The sequence below is a fragment of the Klebsiella sp. GW_Kp182 genome (assembly GCF_040062275.1).
In the GTDB taxonomy this organism is placed as follows: domain Bacteria; phylum Pseudomonadota; class Gammaproteobacteria; order Enterobacterales; family Enterobacteriaceae; genus Klebsiella; species Klebsiella michiganensis.
Genome location: NZ_JBEAFQ010000045.1, coordinates 1 through 16,903 on the forward strand (window position 1 = coordinate 1; position 16,903 = coordinate 16,903).

Annotated in this window: 17 protein-coding genes and 1 pseudogene; 7 read left to right on the forward strand and 11 right to left on the reverse strand. The window is 57.2% G+C overall.

Features of this window, described 5'->3' with window-relative positions; translation table 11 throughout:
- Positions 1-305: 305 nt before the first annotated feature.
- Positions 306-398, reverse strand: a pseudogene (locus ABLU88_RS19440) (hypothetical protein); the annotation flags it as partial.
- Positions 399-479: 81 nt separating this feature from the next.
- On the opposite strand from ABLU88_RS19440, the gene nadA reads away from it, so the two are divergent.
- Complete coding sequence (gene nadA, locus ABLU88_RS19445) at positions 480-1,523, forward strand: quinolinate synthase NadA (protein ID WP_004848967.1); 1,044 nt, start codon at positions 480-482, stop codon at positions 1,521-1,523.
- A gap of 35 nt (positions 1,524-1,558) precedes the next feature.
- On the forward strand, positions 1,559-2,278 hold the full coding sequence (pnuC, locus tag ABLU88_RS19450) for a nicotinamide riboside transporter PnuC (RefSeq protein WP_049082690.1): 720 nt from the start codon (positions 1,559-1,561) through the stop codon (positions 2,276-2,278).
- On the opposite strand, the gene zitB is transcribed toward pnuC, so the two are convergent.
- Both zitB and ABLU88_RS19460 read right to left on the reverse strand, forming a co-directional pair.
- Positions 2,275-3,219: a CDF family zinc transporter ZitB gene (zitB, locus tag ABLU88_RS19455; RefSeq protein WP_014228460.1), complete on the reverse strand. Its 945-nt coding sequence runs from the start codon at positions 3,217-3,219 to the stop codon at positions 2,275-2,277. The two genes, pnuC and zitB, sit on opposite strands and share 4 nt — an antisense overlap.
- Positions 3,220-3,335: 116 nt before the next feature.
- Positions 3,336-3,707, reverse strand: coding sequence for a YbgS-like family protein (locus tag ABLU88_RS19460; RefSeq protein ID WP_025108131.1), 372 nt, complete (start codon positions 3,705-3,707; stop codon positions 3,336-3,338).
- A gap of 314 nt (positions 3,708-4,021) precedes the next feature.
- Here ABLU88_RS19460 and aroG point away from each other — a divergent pair, with 314 nt between their 5' ends.
- The gene (gene aroG / locus ABLU88_RS19465; RefSeq protein ID WP_348837652.1) at positions 4,022-5,074 is read left to right on the forward strand and encodes a 3-deoxy-7-phosphoheptulonate synthase AroG; all 1,053 of its coding nucleotides are present in this window, start codon (positions 4,022-4,024) and stop codon (positions 5,072-5,074) included.
- A 67-nt stretch (positions 5,075-5,141) separates the two neighbouring features.
- On the opposite strand, the gene gpmA is transcribed toward aroG, so the two are convergent.
- The 7 genes from gpmA to modE form a co-directional block, all read right to left on the reverse strand.
- Positions 5,142-5,894, reverse strand: coding sequence for a 2,3-diphosphoglycerate-dependent phosphoglycerate mutase (gene gpmA, locus ABLU88_RS19470; protein ID WP_004100351.1), 753 nt, complete (start codon positions 5,892-5,894; stop codon positions 5,142-5,144).
- Positions 5,895-6,149: 255 nt separating this feature from the next.
- Positions 6,150-7,193 (reverse strand): galactose-1-epimerase, encoded by a 1,044-nt coding sequence (gene galM, locus ABLU88_RS19475; RefSeq protein WP_103814146.1) that lies wholly within the window; start codon positions 7,191-7,193, stop codon positions 6,150-6,152.
- Positions 7,187-8,335: a galactokinase gene (gene galK, locus ABLU88_RS19480; protein WP_201162099.1), complete on the reverse strand. Its 1,149-nt coding sequence runs from the start codon at positions 8,333-8,335 to the stop codon at positions 7,187-7,189. Before galK ends, galM begins: the two co-directional genes overlap by 7 nt.
- Before the next feature lie 2 nt (positions 8,336-8,337).
- Positions 8,338-9,384, reverse strand: coding sequence for a galactose-1-phosphate uridylyltransferase (galT, locus tag ABLU88_RS19485; protein ID WP_049079124.1), 1,047 nt, complete (start codon positions 9,382-9,384; stop codon positions 8,338-8,340).
- A 9-nt stretch (positions 9,385-9,393) separates the two neighbouring features.
- A complete protein-coding gene (galE, locus tag ABLU88_RS19490) occupies positions 9,394-10,410 on the reverse strand; it encodes a UDP-glucose 4-epimerase GalE (RefSeq protein WP_004130603.1) in 1,017 nt (338 codons plus the stop codon).
- 211 nt (positions 10,411-10,621) lie between these two features.
- Positions 10,622-12,091: a molybdate ABC transporter ATP-binding protein ModF gene (modF, locus tag ABLU88_RS19495; protein ID WP_348837657.1), complete on the reverse strand. Its 1,470-nt coding sequence runs from the start codon at positions 12,089-12,091 to the stop codon at positions 10,622-10,624.
- 67 nt (positions 12,092-12,158) lie between these two features.
- The gene (gene modE, locus ABLU88_RS19500) at positions 12,159-12,947 is read right to left on the reverse strand and encodes a molybdenum-dependent transcriptional regulator (protein ID WP_004848991.1); all 789 of its coding nucleotides are present in this window, start codon (positions 12,945-12,947) and stop codon (positions 12,159-12,161) included.
- 153 nt (positions 12,948-13,100) lie between these two features.
- Between modE and ABLU88_RS19505 the strand changes: the two genes are divergently transcribed.
- From ABLU88_RS19505 to modC, 4 genes are all read left to right on the forward strand, one after another.
- Positions 13,101-13,250, forward strand: a complete 150-nt coding sequence (locus ABLU88_RS19505) for an AcrZ family multidrug efflux pump-associated protein (RefSeq protein WP_004848993.1) — start codon at positions 13,101-13,103, stop codon at positions 13,248-13,250.
- Positions 13,251-13,395: 145 nt separating this feature from the next.
- Positions 13,396-14,169: a molybdate ABC transporter substrate-binding protein gene (gene modA, locus ABLU88_RS19510; RefSeq protein ID WP_025108128.1), complete on the forward strand. Its 774-nt coding sequence runs from the start codon at positions 13,396-13,398 to the stop codon at positions 14,167-14,169.
- On the forward strand, positions 14,169-14,858 hold the full coding sequence (gene modB, locus ABLU88_RS19515) for a molybdate ABC transporter permease subunit (protein ID WP_004848997.1): 690 nt from the start codon (positions 14,169-14,171) through the stop codon (positions 14,856-14,858). Before modA ends, modB begins: the two co-directional genes overlap by 1 nt.
- A gap of 2 nt (positions 14,859-14,860) precedes the next feature.
- Positions 14,861-15,919: a molybdenum ABC transporter ATP-binding protein ModC gene (gene modC, locus ABLU88_RS19520; RefSeq protein WP_014228468.1), complete on the forward strand. Its 1,059-nt coding sequence runs from the start codon at positions 14,861-14,863 to the stop codon at positions 15,917-15,919.
- Here modC and ABLU88_RS19525 read toward each other — a convergent pair whose 3' ends face one another.
- Positions 15,920-16,738, reverse strand: coding sequence for a pyridoxal phosphatase (locus ABLU88_RS19525; RefSeq protein ID WP_025108127.1), 819 nt, complete (start codon positions 16,736-16,738; stop codon positions 15,920-15,922).
- Between the last annotated feature and the right edge of the window lie 165 nt (positions 16,739-16,903).

The following is a 16,903-nucleotide window of genomic DNA, read 5'->3' on the forward strand; positions in this document are numbered from 1 at the left end:
AGAGAACTGGCCGGTTCTTTCTGACGGAGTAATCATACAAGCCCGGACAGATGCGTAGCATCGCCTCCGGGAAATGTGCCGGGCCTGATGCCTTTGCGTGGCTTCGTCCCGGGGGCGGCGCTTGACGCGCCTTGCCCGGGCTACAGATTCGTGCGTTTTGCAGGTTTAGCAGCCCGGACAGATGCGTAGCATCGCCTCCGGGAAATGTGCCGGGCCTGATGCCTTTGCGTGGCTTCGTCCCGGGGGCGGCGCTTGACGCGCCTTGCCCGGGCTACAGATTCGTGCGTTCTGCAGGTTTGGCAGCCTGGACAGATGCGCAGCATCGCCTCCGGGAAATGCTCCCTGTGGGAAAAATTCCTCACGACATTTTCTGCACAATCGGCTATCTTGTTTAGCATATAAAACACCACGACCGGTTAATACCTTTCTTCAGGCATTATTACGGTCTGAAAGTTAAGCCAGTGAAACGAGACTGCAAGATGAGCGTAATGTTTGACCCGGAAGCGGCGATTTATCCTTTTCCTCCGAAGCCCATGCCGTTAAACCGCGATGAGAAGCACTTTTATCGCGAAAAAATTAAACGCCTGCTGCGCGAGCGCGATGCGGTGATGGTGGCCCATTACTATACCGACCCTGAAATTCAGCAGCTGGCCGAAGAGACCGGCGGCTGTATCTCCGATTCTCTGGAGATGGCGCGCTTCGGCGCCCGACATTCTGCCTCGACGCTGTTGGTTGCCGGCGTGCGCTTTATGGGAGAAACGGCGAAAATCCTCAGCCCGGAAAAAACCATCCTGATGCCCACGCTCCACGCGGAGTGCTCGCTCGATCTGGGCTGCCCGATCGAGGAGTTTAGCGCTTTCTGCGATGCGCATCCGGATCGTACGGTCGTGGTCTACGCCAACACTTCAGCGGCGGTAAAGGCGCGCGCCGACTGGGTTGTGACGTCGAGCATCGCCGTGGAACTCATTGAGCATCTTGATAGCATGGGTGAAAAAATCATCTGGGCGCCGGACCGCCATTTAGGTAGCTATGTGCAGAAACAGACCGGCGCCGACGTACTGTGCTGGCAGGGCGCCTGCATCGTTCATGATGAATTCAAAACTCAAGCGCTGGCGAGAATGCGGGCGCTTTATCCGCAGGCCGCGGTGCTGGTTCACCCGGAATCACCGCAGGCGATTGTCGATATGGCTGACGCGGTGGGGTCAACCAGCCAGTTGATCAATGCCGCTAAAACGCTGCCGCACAAGCAGCTCATCGTCGCCACCGACCGCGGCATTTTCTACAAAATGCAGCAGGCGGTACCGGAAAAAGAGCTGCTGGAAGCGCCTACGGCAGGCGAAGGGGCAACCTGTCGCAGCTGCGCCCACTGTCCGTGGATGGCGATGAACGGCCTGCAGGCGATTGCGGAAGGGCTGGAAAAGGGAGGCGTTGAACATGAAATTCACGTTGATGAACAGCTGCGAACCGGGGCGCTGGTTCCGCTAAACAGAATGCTCGATTTTGCGGCTACACTTCGGGGATAGCTCATTACTGCGTCACAGAACGCTCTGGGGATAAGATGGATTTTTTTAGTACGCAGAACATATTAGTGCATATACCCATTGGCGCCGGAGGATATGACCTGTCGTGGATTGAAGCGGTAGGCACCGTCGCAGGATTGCTGTGCATCTGGCTGGCGAGCCTGGAGAAGATTGCCAACTATGTCTTTGGGCTGATCAACGTCACGCTGTTTGCCATTATCTTCTTTCAGATCCAGCTCTACGCCAGCCTTCTGCTGCAGATCTTTTTCTTCGCGGCCAACGTCTACGGCTGGTACGCCTGGTCACGACAAACCAGCGATAACCAGGCGGAACTGCAAATCCGCTGGCTGCCGCTGCCGAAAGCGTTAGGCTGGCTGGCGGCCTGCGTGGTGGCGATTGGCCTGATGACGGTATTTATCGATCCGGTTTTTGCGTTTCTGACCAGGATTGCCGTCGCGCTGATGCACACCCTGGGCCTGCAGGTTGCTATGCCGGCGCTGCAGCCAGACGCGTTCCCGTTCTGGGACTCCTGCATGATGGTTCTCTCGGTTGCGGCGATGATCCTGATGACGCGCAAATACGTCGAAAACTGGCTGCTGTGGGTGATTATCAACGTCATCAGCGTGGTTATTTTCGCCCTGCAGGGCGTTTATGCGATGTCGCTCGAATATCTGCTGCTGACCTTCATCGCCCTCAACGGCAGCCGTATGTGGATTAACAGCGCGCGTGAGCGCGGCTCTCACGCGTTTTCCCGCTAATGGTGATGATGATGTCCATGCCCGGCGTGCGTCATGTTCAGACGGCACTCCGGGCCGCTGCAGGGCTGATACTCCATCTGAACCGTAATGTGTTCAATTTCATACTTATGCTGTAAGAAGCCCTGGATTCGTTCAAGCAGGCCGTCGTGATCGTGCGGCGGTACCACCTGCACGTGCAGCGTCATCACCGTTTTTTCTCCAACCAGCCACGCATGAACGTGGTGTACGTCGCGAACTTCAGGTATCGAGCGGCGCAAATCGCGCTTTAAGGCGTCGACGTCAAGCGAACGCGGCGCGCCCTCCAGCAGCTCATTAACGCTCTCCTGCAGCAAACGCCATGCGCTGCGCAGAACCAGGCACGATACCAGCACGGACAGAATAGGATCGATAGGCGTCCAGCCGGTGGTGATGATCACGATTGCGGCAATAATGGCCCCAACCGAACCGAGTAGATCCCCCAGCACATGCAGAGCGGCGGCCCGCACGTTGAGGTTACGCTCTTCACTGCCGCGATGGAGGATCCAGAAGGCCAGAATATTGGCCAGCAGGCCGGCAACGGCGATGATCATCATGGTTTTACCGGCTACCGGTTGCGGATGATGAAAACGCTGAATGGCCTCCCAGACGATTAATATCGTAATGACCACTAAGGCGATAGCATTGAGAAAGGCCGCCAGCGTGGTCAGCCGCAGCCAGCCAAAGGTGTGTTGAGCATTAGGCGGGCGACTGGCGAAACGCACGGCCAGAAAGGCGAACAGCAGCGCTGCGGCGTCCGTCAGCATATGCCCGGCATCGGCCAGCAGCGCCAGCGAACCTGAAATGAGTCCGCCTGCAACCTCAACCAACATGAATCCGGCCGTGACGCAGAACGCCAGCAGCAGCCGACGGGCATTATTATCTTCGGTGGATTGCGGAGAATTATGCGAGTGTGATTGCCCCATGGTGCCATCCCTACATTATTATTTTGATGATTACTTTATGACATGATTCACCTCTTGGGGTGAAAAAATGAAAAAAGGAGAGCCTTAGCTCTCCTTCCGGGCGGATACCGCGCAGATTATTGGGTGGTACCGTCGGTTTTCGTCGCCTCGTCCTGGCCGACCTTTTTATCGGTATCCGGGCAGCGGCCATCTTTGCACATTGAGTTCTTGTGGACTTCATCGCTCGACATCCCGTCGTGGTTCATGGTGGAGCCGTTGGGGTGGAGCATGGTGCCGCCGGTATCGGTGGAACCGGCGTTAATTTTACCGTTGTCCACGTTGTTTGGCGCCACGTTTTCACGCGCGTCGGGGGCAACCTGACCCGCGTCGGCTGCCGAATTGGCCTGCCCGTTGTTCGACTGCGCGCCGGTATCGGCGGCCAGCGCCGCGCCGCTGGCCAGGCCCAGGGTTGCTGCGAGGAGAAGACTGGTTAGCTTGTTCATTTTCATTGGATGCTCCTGTTATATCGATTTACCGAATTACCTCTTCCAACAGTGCATTGCCGGAGGTTCTACTCGTTGTGGTTAAAGCTTCGCTGTTAGCGAGCGGCATTAATATATAATGCTGAATGCTAAAGAAAATTAAGTTCTAACAGTTAAAAATTATAGCTTGTGGCCACTATTCCGCGACTTTATGGCGTTTTTTAGCCTATTTCCAGGAATATTCTGCCGCTACTGTAAAATCACGTTTACACTTTTTGAGTGAAGAGATAGATTGGAGGGATTGCATTTAACTAGATAAGTATGGCAACGCTGGAAATAAGATGAATTATCAGAACGACGATTTACGCATTAAAGAGATCAACGAATTATTACCTCCCGTTGCGCTCCTGGAAAAATTCCCCGCTACCGAAAACGCCGCCAACACCGTTGTGCATGCGCGCAAAGCGATCCACCAGATCCTGAAAGGTCATGACGATCGGCTGCTGGTTGTGATCGGTCCATGCTCCATTCACGATCCGGCGGCGGCAAAAGAGTATGCCGAGCGTCTGCTCGCGCTTCGCGAAGAACTTAAAGGCGAGCTGGAAATCGTGATGCGCGTGTATTTTGAAAAACCGCGCACCACCGTGGGCTGGAAAGGGCTGATCAACGATCCGCATATGGATAACAGCTTCCGCATCAACGATGGTCTGCGGATTGCACGCAAGCTGCTGCTTGATATTAACGACAGCGGACTGCCAGCGGCCGGGGAGTTCCTCGATATGATCACCCCGCAGTATCTTGCCGACCTGATGAGCTGGGGCGCGATTGGCGCGCGTACCACCGAGTCACAGGTGCACCGCGAACTCTCTTCCGGCCTCTCCTGCCCGGTAGGCTTTAAAAACGGCACAGATGGCACCATTAAAGTCGCTATCGACGCCATCAATGCCGCCGGCGCGCCGCACTGTTTCCTGTCGGTGACCAAATGGGGACATTCGGCGATTGTGAACACCAGCGGCAATAGCGATTGCCATATTATCCTGCGCGGCGGTAAAGAGCCGAACTACAGCGCGCAGCACGTGGCAGAAGTGAAGGTGGGTCTGGCGAAAGCAGGCCTGCCCGCTCAGATCATGATCGATTTCAGCCATGCCAACTCCAGCAAACAGTTTAAAAAGCAGATGGATGTCGGCACAGACGTATGCCAGCAGGTTGCCGGCGGCGAGCGGGCGATTATGGGAGTGATGATCGAAAGCCATCTGGTGGAAGGCAATCAGAGCCTCGACAGCGGTGAGCCGCTGGCCTACGGTAAAAGCATTACTGATGCCTGTATCGGGTGGGAAGATACCGATACGCTGCTTCGCCAGCTGGCGAATGCGGTAAAAGCGCGCCGCGGTTAGGTTTTACGGCGAGTCTCAAAATAAAAAAGCGTGGAGGGTTCCACGCTTTTTTTACATCCCGCGAAAATTACTTCGCTTTACCCTGGTTCGCTACGGCAGCGGCTTTCGCGGCGATCTCGTCGGCGTTACCCAGATAGTAATGTTTAATAGGCTTGAAGTTCTCGTCGAACTCATACACCAGCGGTACGCCGGTGGGGATGTTCAGTTCGAGGATCTCTGCTTCGCCCATGTTGTCGAGGTATTTCACCAGCGCGCGCAGGGAGTTACCGTGAGCGGCGATAATCACGCGCTCACCGCTTTTCAGACGCGGCAGAATGGTTTCATTCCAGTACGGTACGACGCGGTCGATGGTCAGCGCCAGGCTCTCGGTGGTAGGCAGCTCAGCGTCGGTCAGTTTTGCATAGCGCGGATCGTGACCCGGGTAGCGCTCGTCGTCTTTGGTCAGCTCTGGCGGCGTTACCGCAAAGCCGCGACGCCACTGTTTAACCTGCTCGTCACCGTATTTTTCAGCGGTTTCCGCTTTGTTGAGGCCCTGCAGCGCACCGTAGTGACGCTCGTTCAGTTTCCAGGACTTTTCTACCGGCAGCCAGGCCTGATCCAGTTCGTCCAGCACGTTCCACAGGGTGTGGATGGCACGTTTCAGCACAGAGGTATAAGCAAAGTCGAAGCTGAAGCCTTCTTCTTTCAGCAGCTTACCGGCCGCTTTTGCTTCACCCACGCCTTTTTCAGACAGGTCAACGTCATACCAACCGGTGAAACGGTTTTCGTTGTTCCATTGGCTTTCGCCGTGACGAACGAGTACCAGCTTAGTTACAGCCATACACTTACTCCTCAATACACGTCATCTTTCGCGCCGCCTTGATGCGACCCGAAATCTGTAGTGTGTATATTTATTGATTGATAACTATTCTCATTATATTGCCGCGACTTACCTCACGGCAATGCTTATCCCTAACCATAGCGAAAATAGTCGCTCAGTGTAAGGTGCTTGTAAAACAGAGGTTATATTTTTGTCTGTAAGTGGCGTATTTTTCAGCGAAAGGATAAAAAAGCCCTCCATCAGGAGGGCTGGGTATTATTTCGCAATAAATTGATATTCCGTCAGGCTGACGTACTCTTCGCCGGGGCGCAGTACGCAGTCCGGCTGCGGCCATTCCGGATGGTTCGGTGAATCCGGCAGGAACTCGCTCTCCAGAGCCAGACCTTGCCAGTCAGCGTAAGGCTGCGCCGTGCGCGACGGCGTGCCGGCCAAATAGTTGCCGGAGTAGAACTGCAGCGCCGGAGCGGAGGTATAGACCGTCATCTGCAGCTTTTCGTCCTGCGACCAGACGTGAGCCGCCGGGCTTTTGGCATCGCCCAGCGCCTGGAGCAGAAAGGCGTGGTCGTAACCTTTAACCTTTTGCTGGTCTTCATCGCGCAGGAAATCGTCCGCCAGCATCTTCGGCGTGCGGAAATCGAAGCTGGTCAGGGTGACGTTTTGCAAATCGCCTCCCGGAATACCGTCGCTCTCAACGGGCAGATACGCATCGGCAAAGATTTGCAGCTTATGGCTACGCACGTCGCTCTGCACGCCATCAAGATTGAAATAGACGTGGTTGGTCAGGTTTACCGGGCAGGGCTGATCAACGGTGGCGCGATACTCGATGGCGATACGATTATCGTCGGTCAGGCGGTAGTGCGCCGTAGCCGTCAGATTGCCGGGGAACCCCTGATCGCCATCGTGGGAGGAGAGTGAAAACAGCGCGTGACGATCGTCGGCGCTGACAATCTGCCAGCGGCGCTTATCAAAACCTTCAGGACCGCCGTGCAGCTGATGGCCGGCCTCGTTGGAGGGCGTCAGATTAACGCTACGGCCATCAAGGGAAAAGCGGCTGTTGGCGATACGGTTCGCGTAACGGCCTACGGAAGCGCCGAGATAGGCGGCCTGGCGCGTATAGTCGCCAGGGGTCGCGCAGCCGAGCAGCGCTTCGCGTACGCTGCCGTCGGCCAGCGTCACGCGCGCGGAGAGCAGCGTCGCGCCCCAGTCCATTACGGTGACCGTCATGCCTGCGTCGTTACGCAGGGTGTGGAGATTCCACGGCTGGCCGTCCGGCGCCAGCTCCGTTGTTGGGTTTAGCATTGTCCAGCTCCCTGCGACGGTTTGCAGACGTAAAAGGTCTCTTTGATACCGGTTTTCGCTTCATACTCTTTGGCAACGGCATGCTGTACGGTCTCGACCAGATCTTCCGGCACCAGGGCGACGATACAGCCGCCGAAACCGCCGCCGGTCATGCGAACGCCGCCTTTATCGCCGATGGTCGCCTTGACGATGTCCACCAGGGTATCAATCTGCGGGACGGTGATTTCAAAATCATCGCGCATGGAGGCGTGGGATTCCGCCATCAGCTCGCCCATCCGCAGCAGGTCGCCTTTTTCCAGCGCCGCAGCGGCTTCTACGGTACGGGCGTTTTCAGTCAGCACGTGGCGAACGCGTTTGGCGACCACCGGGTCAAGCTCGTGGGCGACGGCGTTGAACTCTTGCAACGTGACGTCGCGCAGGGCCGGCTGCTGGAAGAAACGCGCGCCGGTTTCACACTGTTCGCGGCGAGTGTTGTATTCGCTGCCGACCAGAGTGCGTTTAAAGTTACTGTTAATAATCACCACCGCGACGCCTTTCGGCATCGAGACCGCTTTGGTCCCCAAGGAGCGGCAGTCGATCAGCAGCGCGTGATCTTTTTTACCGAGCGCGGAGATCAGCTGGTCCATAATGCCGCAGTTGCAGCCGACGAACTGGTTTTCCGCTTCCTGGCCGTTCAGCGCGATTTGCGCGCCGTCGAGCGGCAGATGGTACAGCTGCTGGAACACGGTGCCGACGGCGACTTCCAGCGAAGCCGAAGAGCTTAACCCCGCGCCCTGCGGCACGTTGCCGCTGATGACCAGATCCGCGCCGCCGAAAGCGTTATTCCGCTGCTGGAGATGCTTCACCACGCCGCGGACATAGTTTGACCACTGCTGGGCATCGTGGCTGATAATCGGCGAGTCGAGAGAGAATTCATCGGTCTGATTGTCGTAATCGGCGGCAATCACCCGCACGGTACGATCGTCGCGCGGCGCACAGGCGATGACCGTCTGGTAATCAATGGCGCAGGGCAGCACGAACCCATCGTTATAGTCGGTATGCTCGCCGATCAGGTTAACGCGGCCAGGGGCCTGGATAACATGGCTGGCCGGATAGCCAAATTTCTCAGCAAACAGGGCTTGGGTTTTCTCTTTCAGACTCATGGTTATACTCCGGATTCGCGAAAATGGACGTCGCTCACAGCGCGCAGACGTTCGGCGGCCTGCTCGGCCGTCAGGTCACGCTGGGTTTCAGCCAGCATTTCATAGCCGACCATAAATTTACGCACCGTCGCGGAGCGCAGCAGCGGCGGATAAAAATGCGCGTGCAGCTGCCAGTGATTATTCTCTTCATCGTTAAATGGCGCGCCGTGCCAGCCCATAGAGTAGGGGAATGAGCACTGGAACAGGTTGTCGTAACGGCTGGTCAGCTTTTTCAGCGCCAGCGCGAGGTCGCTGCGCTGGTCATCGGTTAAATCAGTCAGGCGCTGTACGTGCGCTTTCGGCAACAGCAGCGTCTCGAAGGGCCACGCTGCCCAGTAAGGGACCACCGCGAGCCAGTGTTCGGTCTCGACGACGGTGCGGCTACCGTCGGCTAATTCTCGCTGCGCGTAATCCACCAGCATCGGCGCGCCGTGCCCGGTGAAGTACGCTTTTTGCAGACGATCTTCGCGTTCCGCCTCGTTAGGCAGAAAGCTGTTTGCCCACACCTGGCCATGCGGATGTGGGTTGGAGCAGCCCATTGCCGCGCCTTTATTTTCAAAGACCTGCACCCACGGGTAGGTTTTTCCGAGGTCGGCGGTCTGCTCCTGCCACGTTTTAACCACGCCTTCCAGCGCCTCCACGCTCAGTTCCGGCAGCGTTTTGCTGTGGTCTGGCGAGAAGCAGATGACCCGGCTGGTACCGCGGGCGCTCTGACAGCGCATAAGCGGGTCGTCGCTTTCCGGGGCGTCAGGGGTATCGGTCATCAAAGCCGCAAAGTCATTGGTAAAAACAAACGTACCGGTGTAGTTCGGGTTTTTGTCGCCGGTGACGCGGGTATTACCCGGGCACAGGAAACAGTCCGGGTCGTGCGCGGGCAAGGTCTGTTTTGCCGGCGTTTCCTGCGCCCCCTGCCAGGGGCGCTTGGCGCGATGCGGAGAAACCAGAATCCACTGCCCGGTTAACGGGTTATAACGACGATGTGGATGGTCGACGGGGTTAAATACGCTCATGAAGGTTCCTTAGTCGGGATAACCCTGCGGATGACGGGACTGCCAGTGCCAGGTGTCCTGCGCCATTTCGTCAAGGTTGCGCGTCACGCGCCAGTTCAGCTCGCGATCGGCCTTTTCAGCGTCCGCCCAGTAGGCCGGGAGGTCGCCTTCGCGGCGCGGTGCGAAGTGGTAGTTAATCGGTTTGCCGCAGGCTTTGCTAAATGCGTTGACCACGTCGAGCACGCTGCTGCCGACGCCTGCGCCAAGGTTGTAGATATGCACGCCGGCTTTATCGGCCAGTTTTTCCATCGCCGCGACGTGGCCGTCTGCCAGGTCCATCACGTGAATGTAGTCGCGTACGCCGGTGCCATCTTCGGTTGGGTAGTCGTTGCCGAATACCGCCAGCGATTCACGGCGGCCAACCGCGACCTGCGCGATATACGGCATCAGGTTGTTCGGAATACCCTGCGGATCTTCCCCCATATCGCCCGACGGATGCGCGCCGACCGGGTTGAAGTAGCGCAGCAGCGCGATGCTCCAGTCCGGCTGTGCTTTTTGCAGGTCGGTCAGGATCTGCTCAACCATCAGCTTGCTTTTACCGTAAGGGCTCTGAGGTGTACCGGTCGGGAAGCTTTCGACGTAAGGGATTTTGGGCTGGTCGCCGTAGACGGTCGCGGAGGAGCTGAAAATAAAGTTTTTCACGCCCGCGGCGCGCATGGCGGAAACGAGTTTCAGTGTGCCGGTTACGTTGTTGTCGTAGTACTCCAGCGGCTTAGCGACGGATTCTCCGACGGCTTTCAGGCCGGCGAAATGGATCACCGCTTCAATGGCGTGATCGTGGAGAATTTCCGTCATCAGCGCTTCGTTACGAATGTCGCCTTCGACAAAGGTGGCGCTTTTCCCGCCGAGACGTTCAATGATTGGCAATACGCTGCGCTTACTGTTGCAGAGATTGTCGAGAATAATCACTTCGTGTCCCTGCAGTAGCAGTTGAACGCAGGTGTGACTTCCAATGTAACCGCTACCACCTGTAACCAGTACTTTCATGATTCGCTCCAATAGGCTTATCGTGTGAGAAGAAGATAGCATACCAAAGAAGCCAAAAGTGTGACACAGGCCAAATTGGTGGAATCGTTTACACTAAAATTTTTAAACAGCCCATTTGAGTTTTTTTGTTTTAAAAACAGGGTGATGTTATGTCTGGTAGCTATTATTCTGAAAAAAACAGGGATCAGCAGACCCCTGTACAGGCTTAATTTTACAGCGGATCCAGCTGGCAAGTGTAACCGTCTCCACTACTCACAAAGGCCAGTCGGTGGGTGATACAGTCCGGGGCGTCTTCGGCGTGATGAGAGACAAACAGCAGCTGCGTCGCCCCTTCGCCAATCAGCACATCAACGAAGCGGCGCACCAGCTGGCGGTTGAGCGGGTCCAGCCCCTGCAGCGGTTCGTCAAGGATCAGCAGAGTGGGATGTTTGACCAGGGCGCGGACGATCAGCGCCAGCCGCTGCTGCCCCCAGGAGAGGCTATGGAACGGCGCATCGGCGGTGCGTTTGTCGATACCCAGAATATCCAGCCAGTTCTGCACCAGCTTATGCTGCTTGTCAGATACGGCCTGATAGATGCCGATTGAGTCGAAGTAGCCGGAGAGAATCACGTTACGCACGTTGGTGCTGACGCGGTATTCAAGGTGCAGGCTGCTGCTGACGTAGCCAATATGCTTTTTGATATCCCAGATGGTTTCACCGCTGCCGCGGCGGCGGCCAAACAGGGTCAGGTCGTTGCTGTATCCCTGAGGATGGTCGCCGGCGATCAGGCTGAGCAGCGTGGATTTACCGGCGCCGTTGGGGCCGACTATCTGCCAGTGTTCGCCAGGGTTCACCGTCCAGCTCAGGCGGTTAATGATCGGACGATCGTTGTACGAAACCACGCCGTCGTTCAGCACGATGAGCGGCGCTTCGGCGTCCAGCGCAAGACGCGCTGCCGGTGCGTCCGGCTCCGGCAGCGTCATGCCGTCAAGCTTTTCGCTGTGCGCGAGCTGGGCAATAAGCGCCTGCTGCAGCAGGGCCTGCTTTTCGCCGGTTTCGCTCAGCACGCAGTCCGCCAGTACCCCGGCATACTGAACGAACGCCGGGATCTCGTCAAAACGATTGAGGACCAGCACCAGGGTGATACCTTCGCCGTTCAGCGCGGCCAACATCCCGGCGAGCTGCTGGCGCGAGGCGACATCAAGACCGTCGAACGGCTCATCAAGAATAAGCAGGTCGGGATCGCCCATCAGCGCCTGGCACAGCAGGGTCTTGCGCGTTTCGCCGGTAGAGAGATATTTAAAACGGCGTTCGAGCAGGTGGCTAATTGCAAACTGTTCAGCAAGGCGAGCGCAGCGGGAGGGGTCTTTAAACTCATCCTGGATAATTTCCGCCGTCGTGCGGCCGGTGTCTTCTTCTCCCGGGCTGAGCAAATCGGTGTTATTGCGCTGCCACTCATCGCTGACCAGCTTTTGCAGCTGCTCAAAAGAGAGACGGGTGATGCGCGAGAAGGTGCACTCACGCTGCCCGCTTAGCAGGGTCAGCTCGCCGGAGAGCGCCCGCGCAAGCGCCGATTTCCCGCTGCCGTTGCTGCCGACGAAAGCCCAGCTCTCGCCAGCCTGCACGCGGAGGTGTTCAATATTTAACGTTTTTGTATCGCTAAGACGAAACGTGCCTTGCGAAATTTGCAACAATGACATTGTGTATCCCACTTTTTGCAGCGATTTGTTTCAGGGATACGTCTTCGCGAGCGCAATGTCAATGCCGTTAGCACAACGTGGCAAGAATGATGCGATCGGCATTAAAATATGCTATCACCTCCGCCCCTTCCGCCAGATCGCGCGTCTGTTCCACCGGCAGGGTGGCGCAAAGGCTCTGCCCATCCGGGAGCGCCATCAGCACTTCACACTGTTCCGGCCCGCGTTCGATGTGGTTGATACGTCCGGCCAGCTGGTTGTCGGCCCGTTCCGCCTGTGCGGCATCCTGAGTAATGCCAACCCACGGCGCTTTCAGCAGCACCAGTACCTCCTGGCCTTCCTCAAGGCCCAGACGATCGGCGCTTTGGGCGGTAATCGCGACCTTAAAGCGGGTTTGGCCGTCGGCCAGCAGAACGTCAACGTGCTGCTGGACCTGCTGATGGTCGCGGCCGGTAATGGTGCCAAACCACTGGTTGCGCGCGCTGGTCTGCAGAGAGAATCGCGAAATGGCAGCCAGCAGGCTGTCGAGGGGAAGGGCGTCATCATCGCTCAGGACATCGAATGCTTTCTGCTGAATCTGCGCCAGCAGGTCGTAGAGCTGAATCAGCCGCTGCCCGTAGCGGGTGAGGACCGCGCCGCCGCCGCCTTTGCCACCGGTCGCCCGGTCAACCAGGGTCTGCTCGCTGAGCTGATTCATTTCATTAATCGCATCCCAGGCGCTTTTATAGCTAATGCCCGCGTTTTTTGCCCCCTGGCTAATCGAGCCGGTCTGTTCAATCTGTTTCAGCAGGGCGATACGGCGAGGATCGGCGAACAGGCGCTGCTGTAATTTGAGGGTAAGAAGAATTTCAGCCTGCATAATCATATCCTGATGAAAAAGGATATTGTGACCGATAGCGGTCATCTTGCAAGATGCATCTCTCACGGTGGCCTGCGGGGCACCGCACAAATGGGGCGTGTTTTTCCGGCTGAATTGGTTACAATAAACTATTCGTACTTTCTGGAGCCAACCATGTTAGAGCTATTGAAAAGTCTGGTTTTTGCCGTAGTCATGGTCCCTGTGGTGATGGCGGTCATTCTGGGCCTGATTTACGGGCTGGGCGAAGTGTTTAACCTCTTCTCCGGAGCCGGTCATAAAGACAGCAGACCGCAAAATCACTGATTTCCCCCGCGCCCGGTTCTGCCGGGCGTCCTTATTTCTTCCCCCCCTCCATTTTTCGAACGCTGATTACCCCTAATTTTCGCTGGGAAAAACCTGGCGCTATCGTTATATTGTCTATTACATAACGAACCGACGGGAGATTCAGATGACAGGTCAATGGTTACGCTTTTTTGCCGGAGCAACATTAACGCTCTCCGTTGCGGGCCACGCGCTGGCGGAAGAGGGCAAAGTGACGGTTTTTGCCGCGGCATCGCTCACCAACGCCATGCAGGATATCGCCAAAGAGTATAAAAAAGAGAAGGGCGTGGAGGTGGTTTCTTCATTTGCCTCTTCATCGACCCTGGCACGGCAGATTGAAGCGGGGGCGCCGGCGGATCTGTTTATCTCCGCCGATCAAAAATGGATGGATTACGCGGTCGAGAAAAAGAGCATTGATACCGCCTCGCGCGCGACCCTTCTCGGTAACAGCCTGGTTGTCGTGGCGCCAAAAGCCAGCGCGCAGGGCGAGATAAACATCAGTGATAAAACCGACTGGACCAGCCTGCTGAAAGGCGGCCGCCTGGCCGTAGGTGACCCGGAACACGTGCCTGCTGGCATCTATGCGAAAGAGGCGCTGCAAAAGCTGGGAGCCTGGGAAACCCTGTCGCCGAAGCTGGCGCCGGCAGAAGACGTGCGCGGCGCGCTGGCCCTGGTTGAACGCAGCGAAGCGCCGCTGGGGATCGTTTACGGCTCCGATGCGGTCGCCAGCAAGGGGGTAAAAGTTGTCGGTACCTTCCCGGAAGATTCGCATAAGAAAGTGGAATATCCGCTGGCAATCGTCGACGGCCATAAAAATGCCACGGTCAGCGCGTTTTATGACTATTTAAAAGGGCCGGAAGCGTCCGCCATCTTTACACGTTACGGATTTACTACCCACTAATGTTCTTAAGCGATCCTGAATGGCAGGCGGTACTGCTGAGCCTGAAAGTCTCCTCCCTGGCGGTGGTACTGAGCTTGCCTTTTGGCATCTTTTTCTCCTGGCTGCTGGTGCGACGAGATTTTCCCGGTAAAGCGCTGCTCGATAGCATTCTCCACCTGCCGCTGGTATTGCCACCGGTGGTGGTAGGGTATCTCTTGCTGATCGCGATGGGGCGACGCGGTTTTATCGGCAGCTGGCTGTATGACTGGTTTGGTCTGAGCTTTGCGTTTAGCTGGCGCGGCGCGGTACTGGCGGCGGCGGTGATGTCCTTTCCGCTGATGGTGCGGGCTATTCGCCTCGCGCTGGAAGGGGTGGACATCAAGCTCGAGCAGGCGGCGCGTACCCTCGGCGCTGGCCGCTGGCGGGTGTTTTTCACTATTACGTTACCGTTGACGCTACCCGGCATTATCGTTGGCACCGTGCTGGCTTTCGCCCGCTCGCTGGGCGAGTTCGGCGCCACCATCACGTTTGTTTCCAATATTCCCGGCGAAACGCGCACCATCCCTTCGGCCATGTATACCCTGATCCAGACCCCCGGGGGAGAAGGCGCGGCCGCGCGTTTATGCTTGATTTCGATTGCGCTGGCGCTGGTATCGCTGCTGATTTCCGAATGGCTGGCCCGCCTCAGCCGTCAGCGGATGGGGAAATAAACATGCTTGAGCTCGATTTTACCCAGACGCTGGGTACCCACTGTCTGCAAATTTGCGAGACGCTTCCCGCCAGCGGCATTACGGCGGTGTTCGGCGTCTCCGGCGCGGGTAAAACCTCGCTGATTAACGCCATTAGCGGCCTGACGCGCCCGCAGCAGGGGCGCATCGTCCTCAACGGCAGAGTGCTGAACGACGTTGATAAAGGTATCTGCCTGGCGCCGGAAAAGCGCCGCATTGGCTACGTTTTTCAGGACGCGCGCCTGTTTCCGCACTATAAAGTGCGCGGCAATCTGCAATATGGCATGGCGAAGTCTATGGCGGCGCAGTTTGACAAGCTGGTGGCGCTGCTCGGCATTGCGCCGCTGCTTGACCGCCTGCCGGGCGGCCTCTCCGGTGGGGAGAAACAGCGGGTGGCGATTGGCCGGGCGCTGCTTACCGCGCCGGAGCTGCTGCTGCTGGATGAGCCGCTGGCATCGCTGGATATTCCGCGCAAGCGCGAGCTGTTGCCCTATCTGCAGCGTCTGGCGCGCGAAATCAAGATCCCGATGCTGTACGTCAGCCACTCTCTGGATGAAATCCAGCATCTGGCGGATAACGTGCTGGTGCTGGAAGAGGGGAAAGTGAAAGCCTTTGGCTGTCTGGAAGAGGTGTGGAGCAGCAGCGTGATGCACCCCTGGCTTCCCCAGGAGCAGCAAAGCACGATCCTGAACGTGACCGTTGCCGCTCAGCATCCGCAGTATGCCATGACCGCGCTGGCGCTGGGGGATCGGCAGATATGGGTTAACCGTCTTGACAGGCCGCAGGGCGAAAGCGCGCGGATCCGCATTCAGGCCTCGGACGTTTCTCTGGTACTGCAGCCCGCTCAGCAAACCAGCATCCGCAATATTTTACCCGCGCAGGTCATGCAGTGTATTGAAAGTCATGGGCAGGTTGAGGTCAGGCTGGAGATAAGCGGCCGTACCCTGTGGGCGCGCATCAGCCCCTGGGCTCGCGATGAGCTGGGGGTGACCCCGGGCCAGCGGCTGTATGCGCAGATAAAAAGCGTGTCGATAGCCGCCTGATTACAGCAGGTGGCGATAGATGTAGTCGGCGATGCTGGTGGTTTCGTTTTCACCGATCACCACGTTGGCGCGCGCTTTGACCTCTTCCACCGCGTTGCCCATCGCCACGCCGGTACCGGCGGCTTCCAGCATGCTGAGGTCGTTATAGTTGTCGCCGAAGGCGATAACATCCTGCATCGACAGGCCCTGCGACGCGACCCACTGCGCCAGGCGTTTACCTTTGCTGTTGCCTTCCCGGGCAATATCCACCTGATCGTGCCACGACCATTCGCACTCCAGACCCAGCGTCTGGCCAACGTGTTGGGCAAAGCGCTGCAGTTTGGCGGTATCTTCATCGGTCAGGGCGAATTTCCACACGGCGTTAACTTTGCGGGCCGCCTGCGCCAGAGAATCGACCTGAGTGAATACCGGACGCTGCTCGACGGGGAGCGATTGCGCCCAGCTGGCGGTGCGGATAACGTGCCCGGTCGGCTGCTCGTACAGCATGGCGTCATCGACGTACATCAGGCCGTGAATATCATGCTCGTTCAGCATTTCCGTCAGGCTCAGGGCTTTATCTACCGGCATCGGGTCGGATTCAAGCACCTTTTTTGCATGATAATCATACAAATAAGTGCCATTGCAGCAAATTGCAGGTGTATCCAGCGCCAGCGCCTGATAAAAAGGATGGATAGCGACGTGATGTCGGCCGGTGACGACGATGATCTGATATCCCGCGTCTTTGGCGCGAGCCAGCGCATCGAGCGAGGCGGGGAGGATGGTCTTTTTGCCGGTTAAGAGCGTGCCGTCTAAATCGAGGGCAATCACGCGTGAGGTCATGGGTTGTTTCCGGTTAATGATGAAAAGTTAGCAGGCTATGATGGTACACCGCTGTGCCATTCCGGCAAACTTTTCAGCATCTACCGCTAAAGAGCCGATACACTTGATCTTTCAGGCTGCCAGGAGGCAACCTGAAGAGCGTTGTGTATGCATATTGTGTTTTTC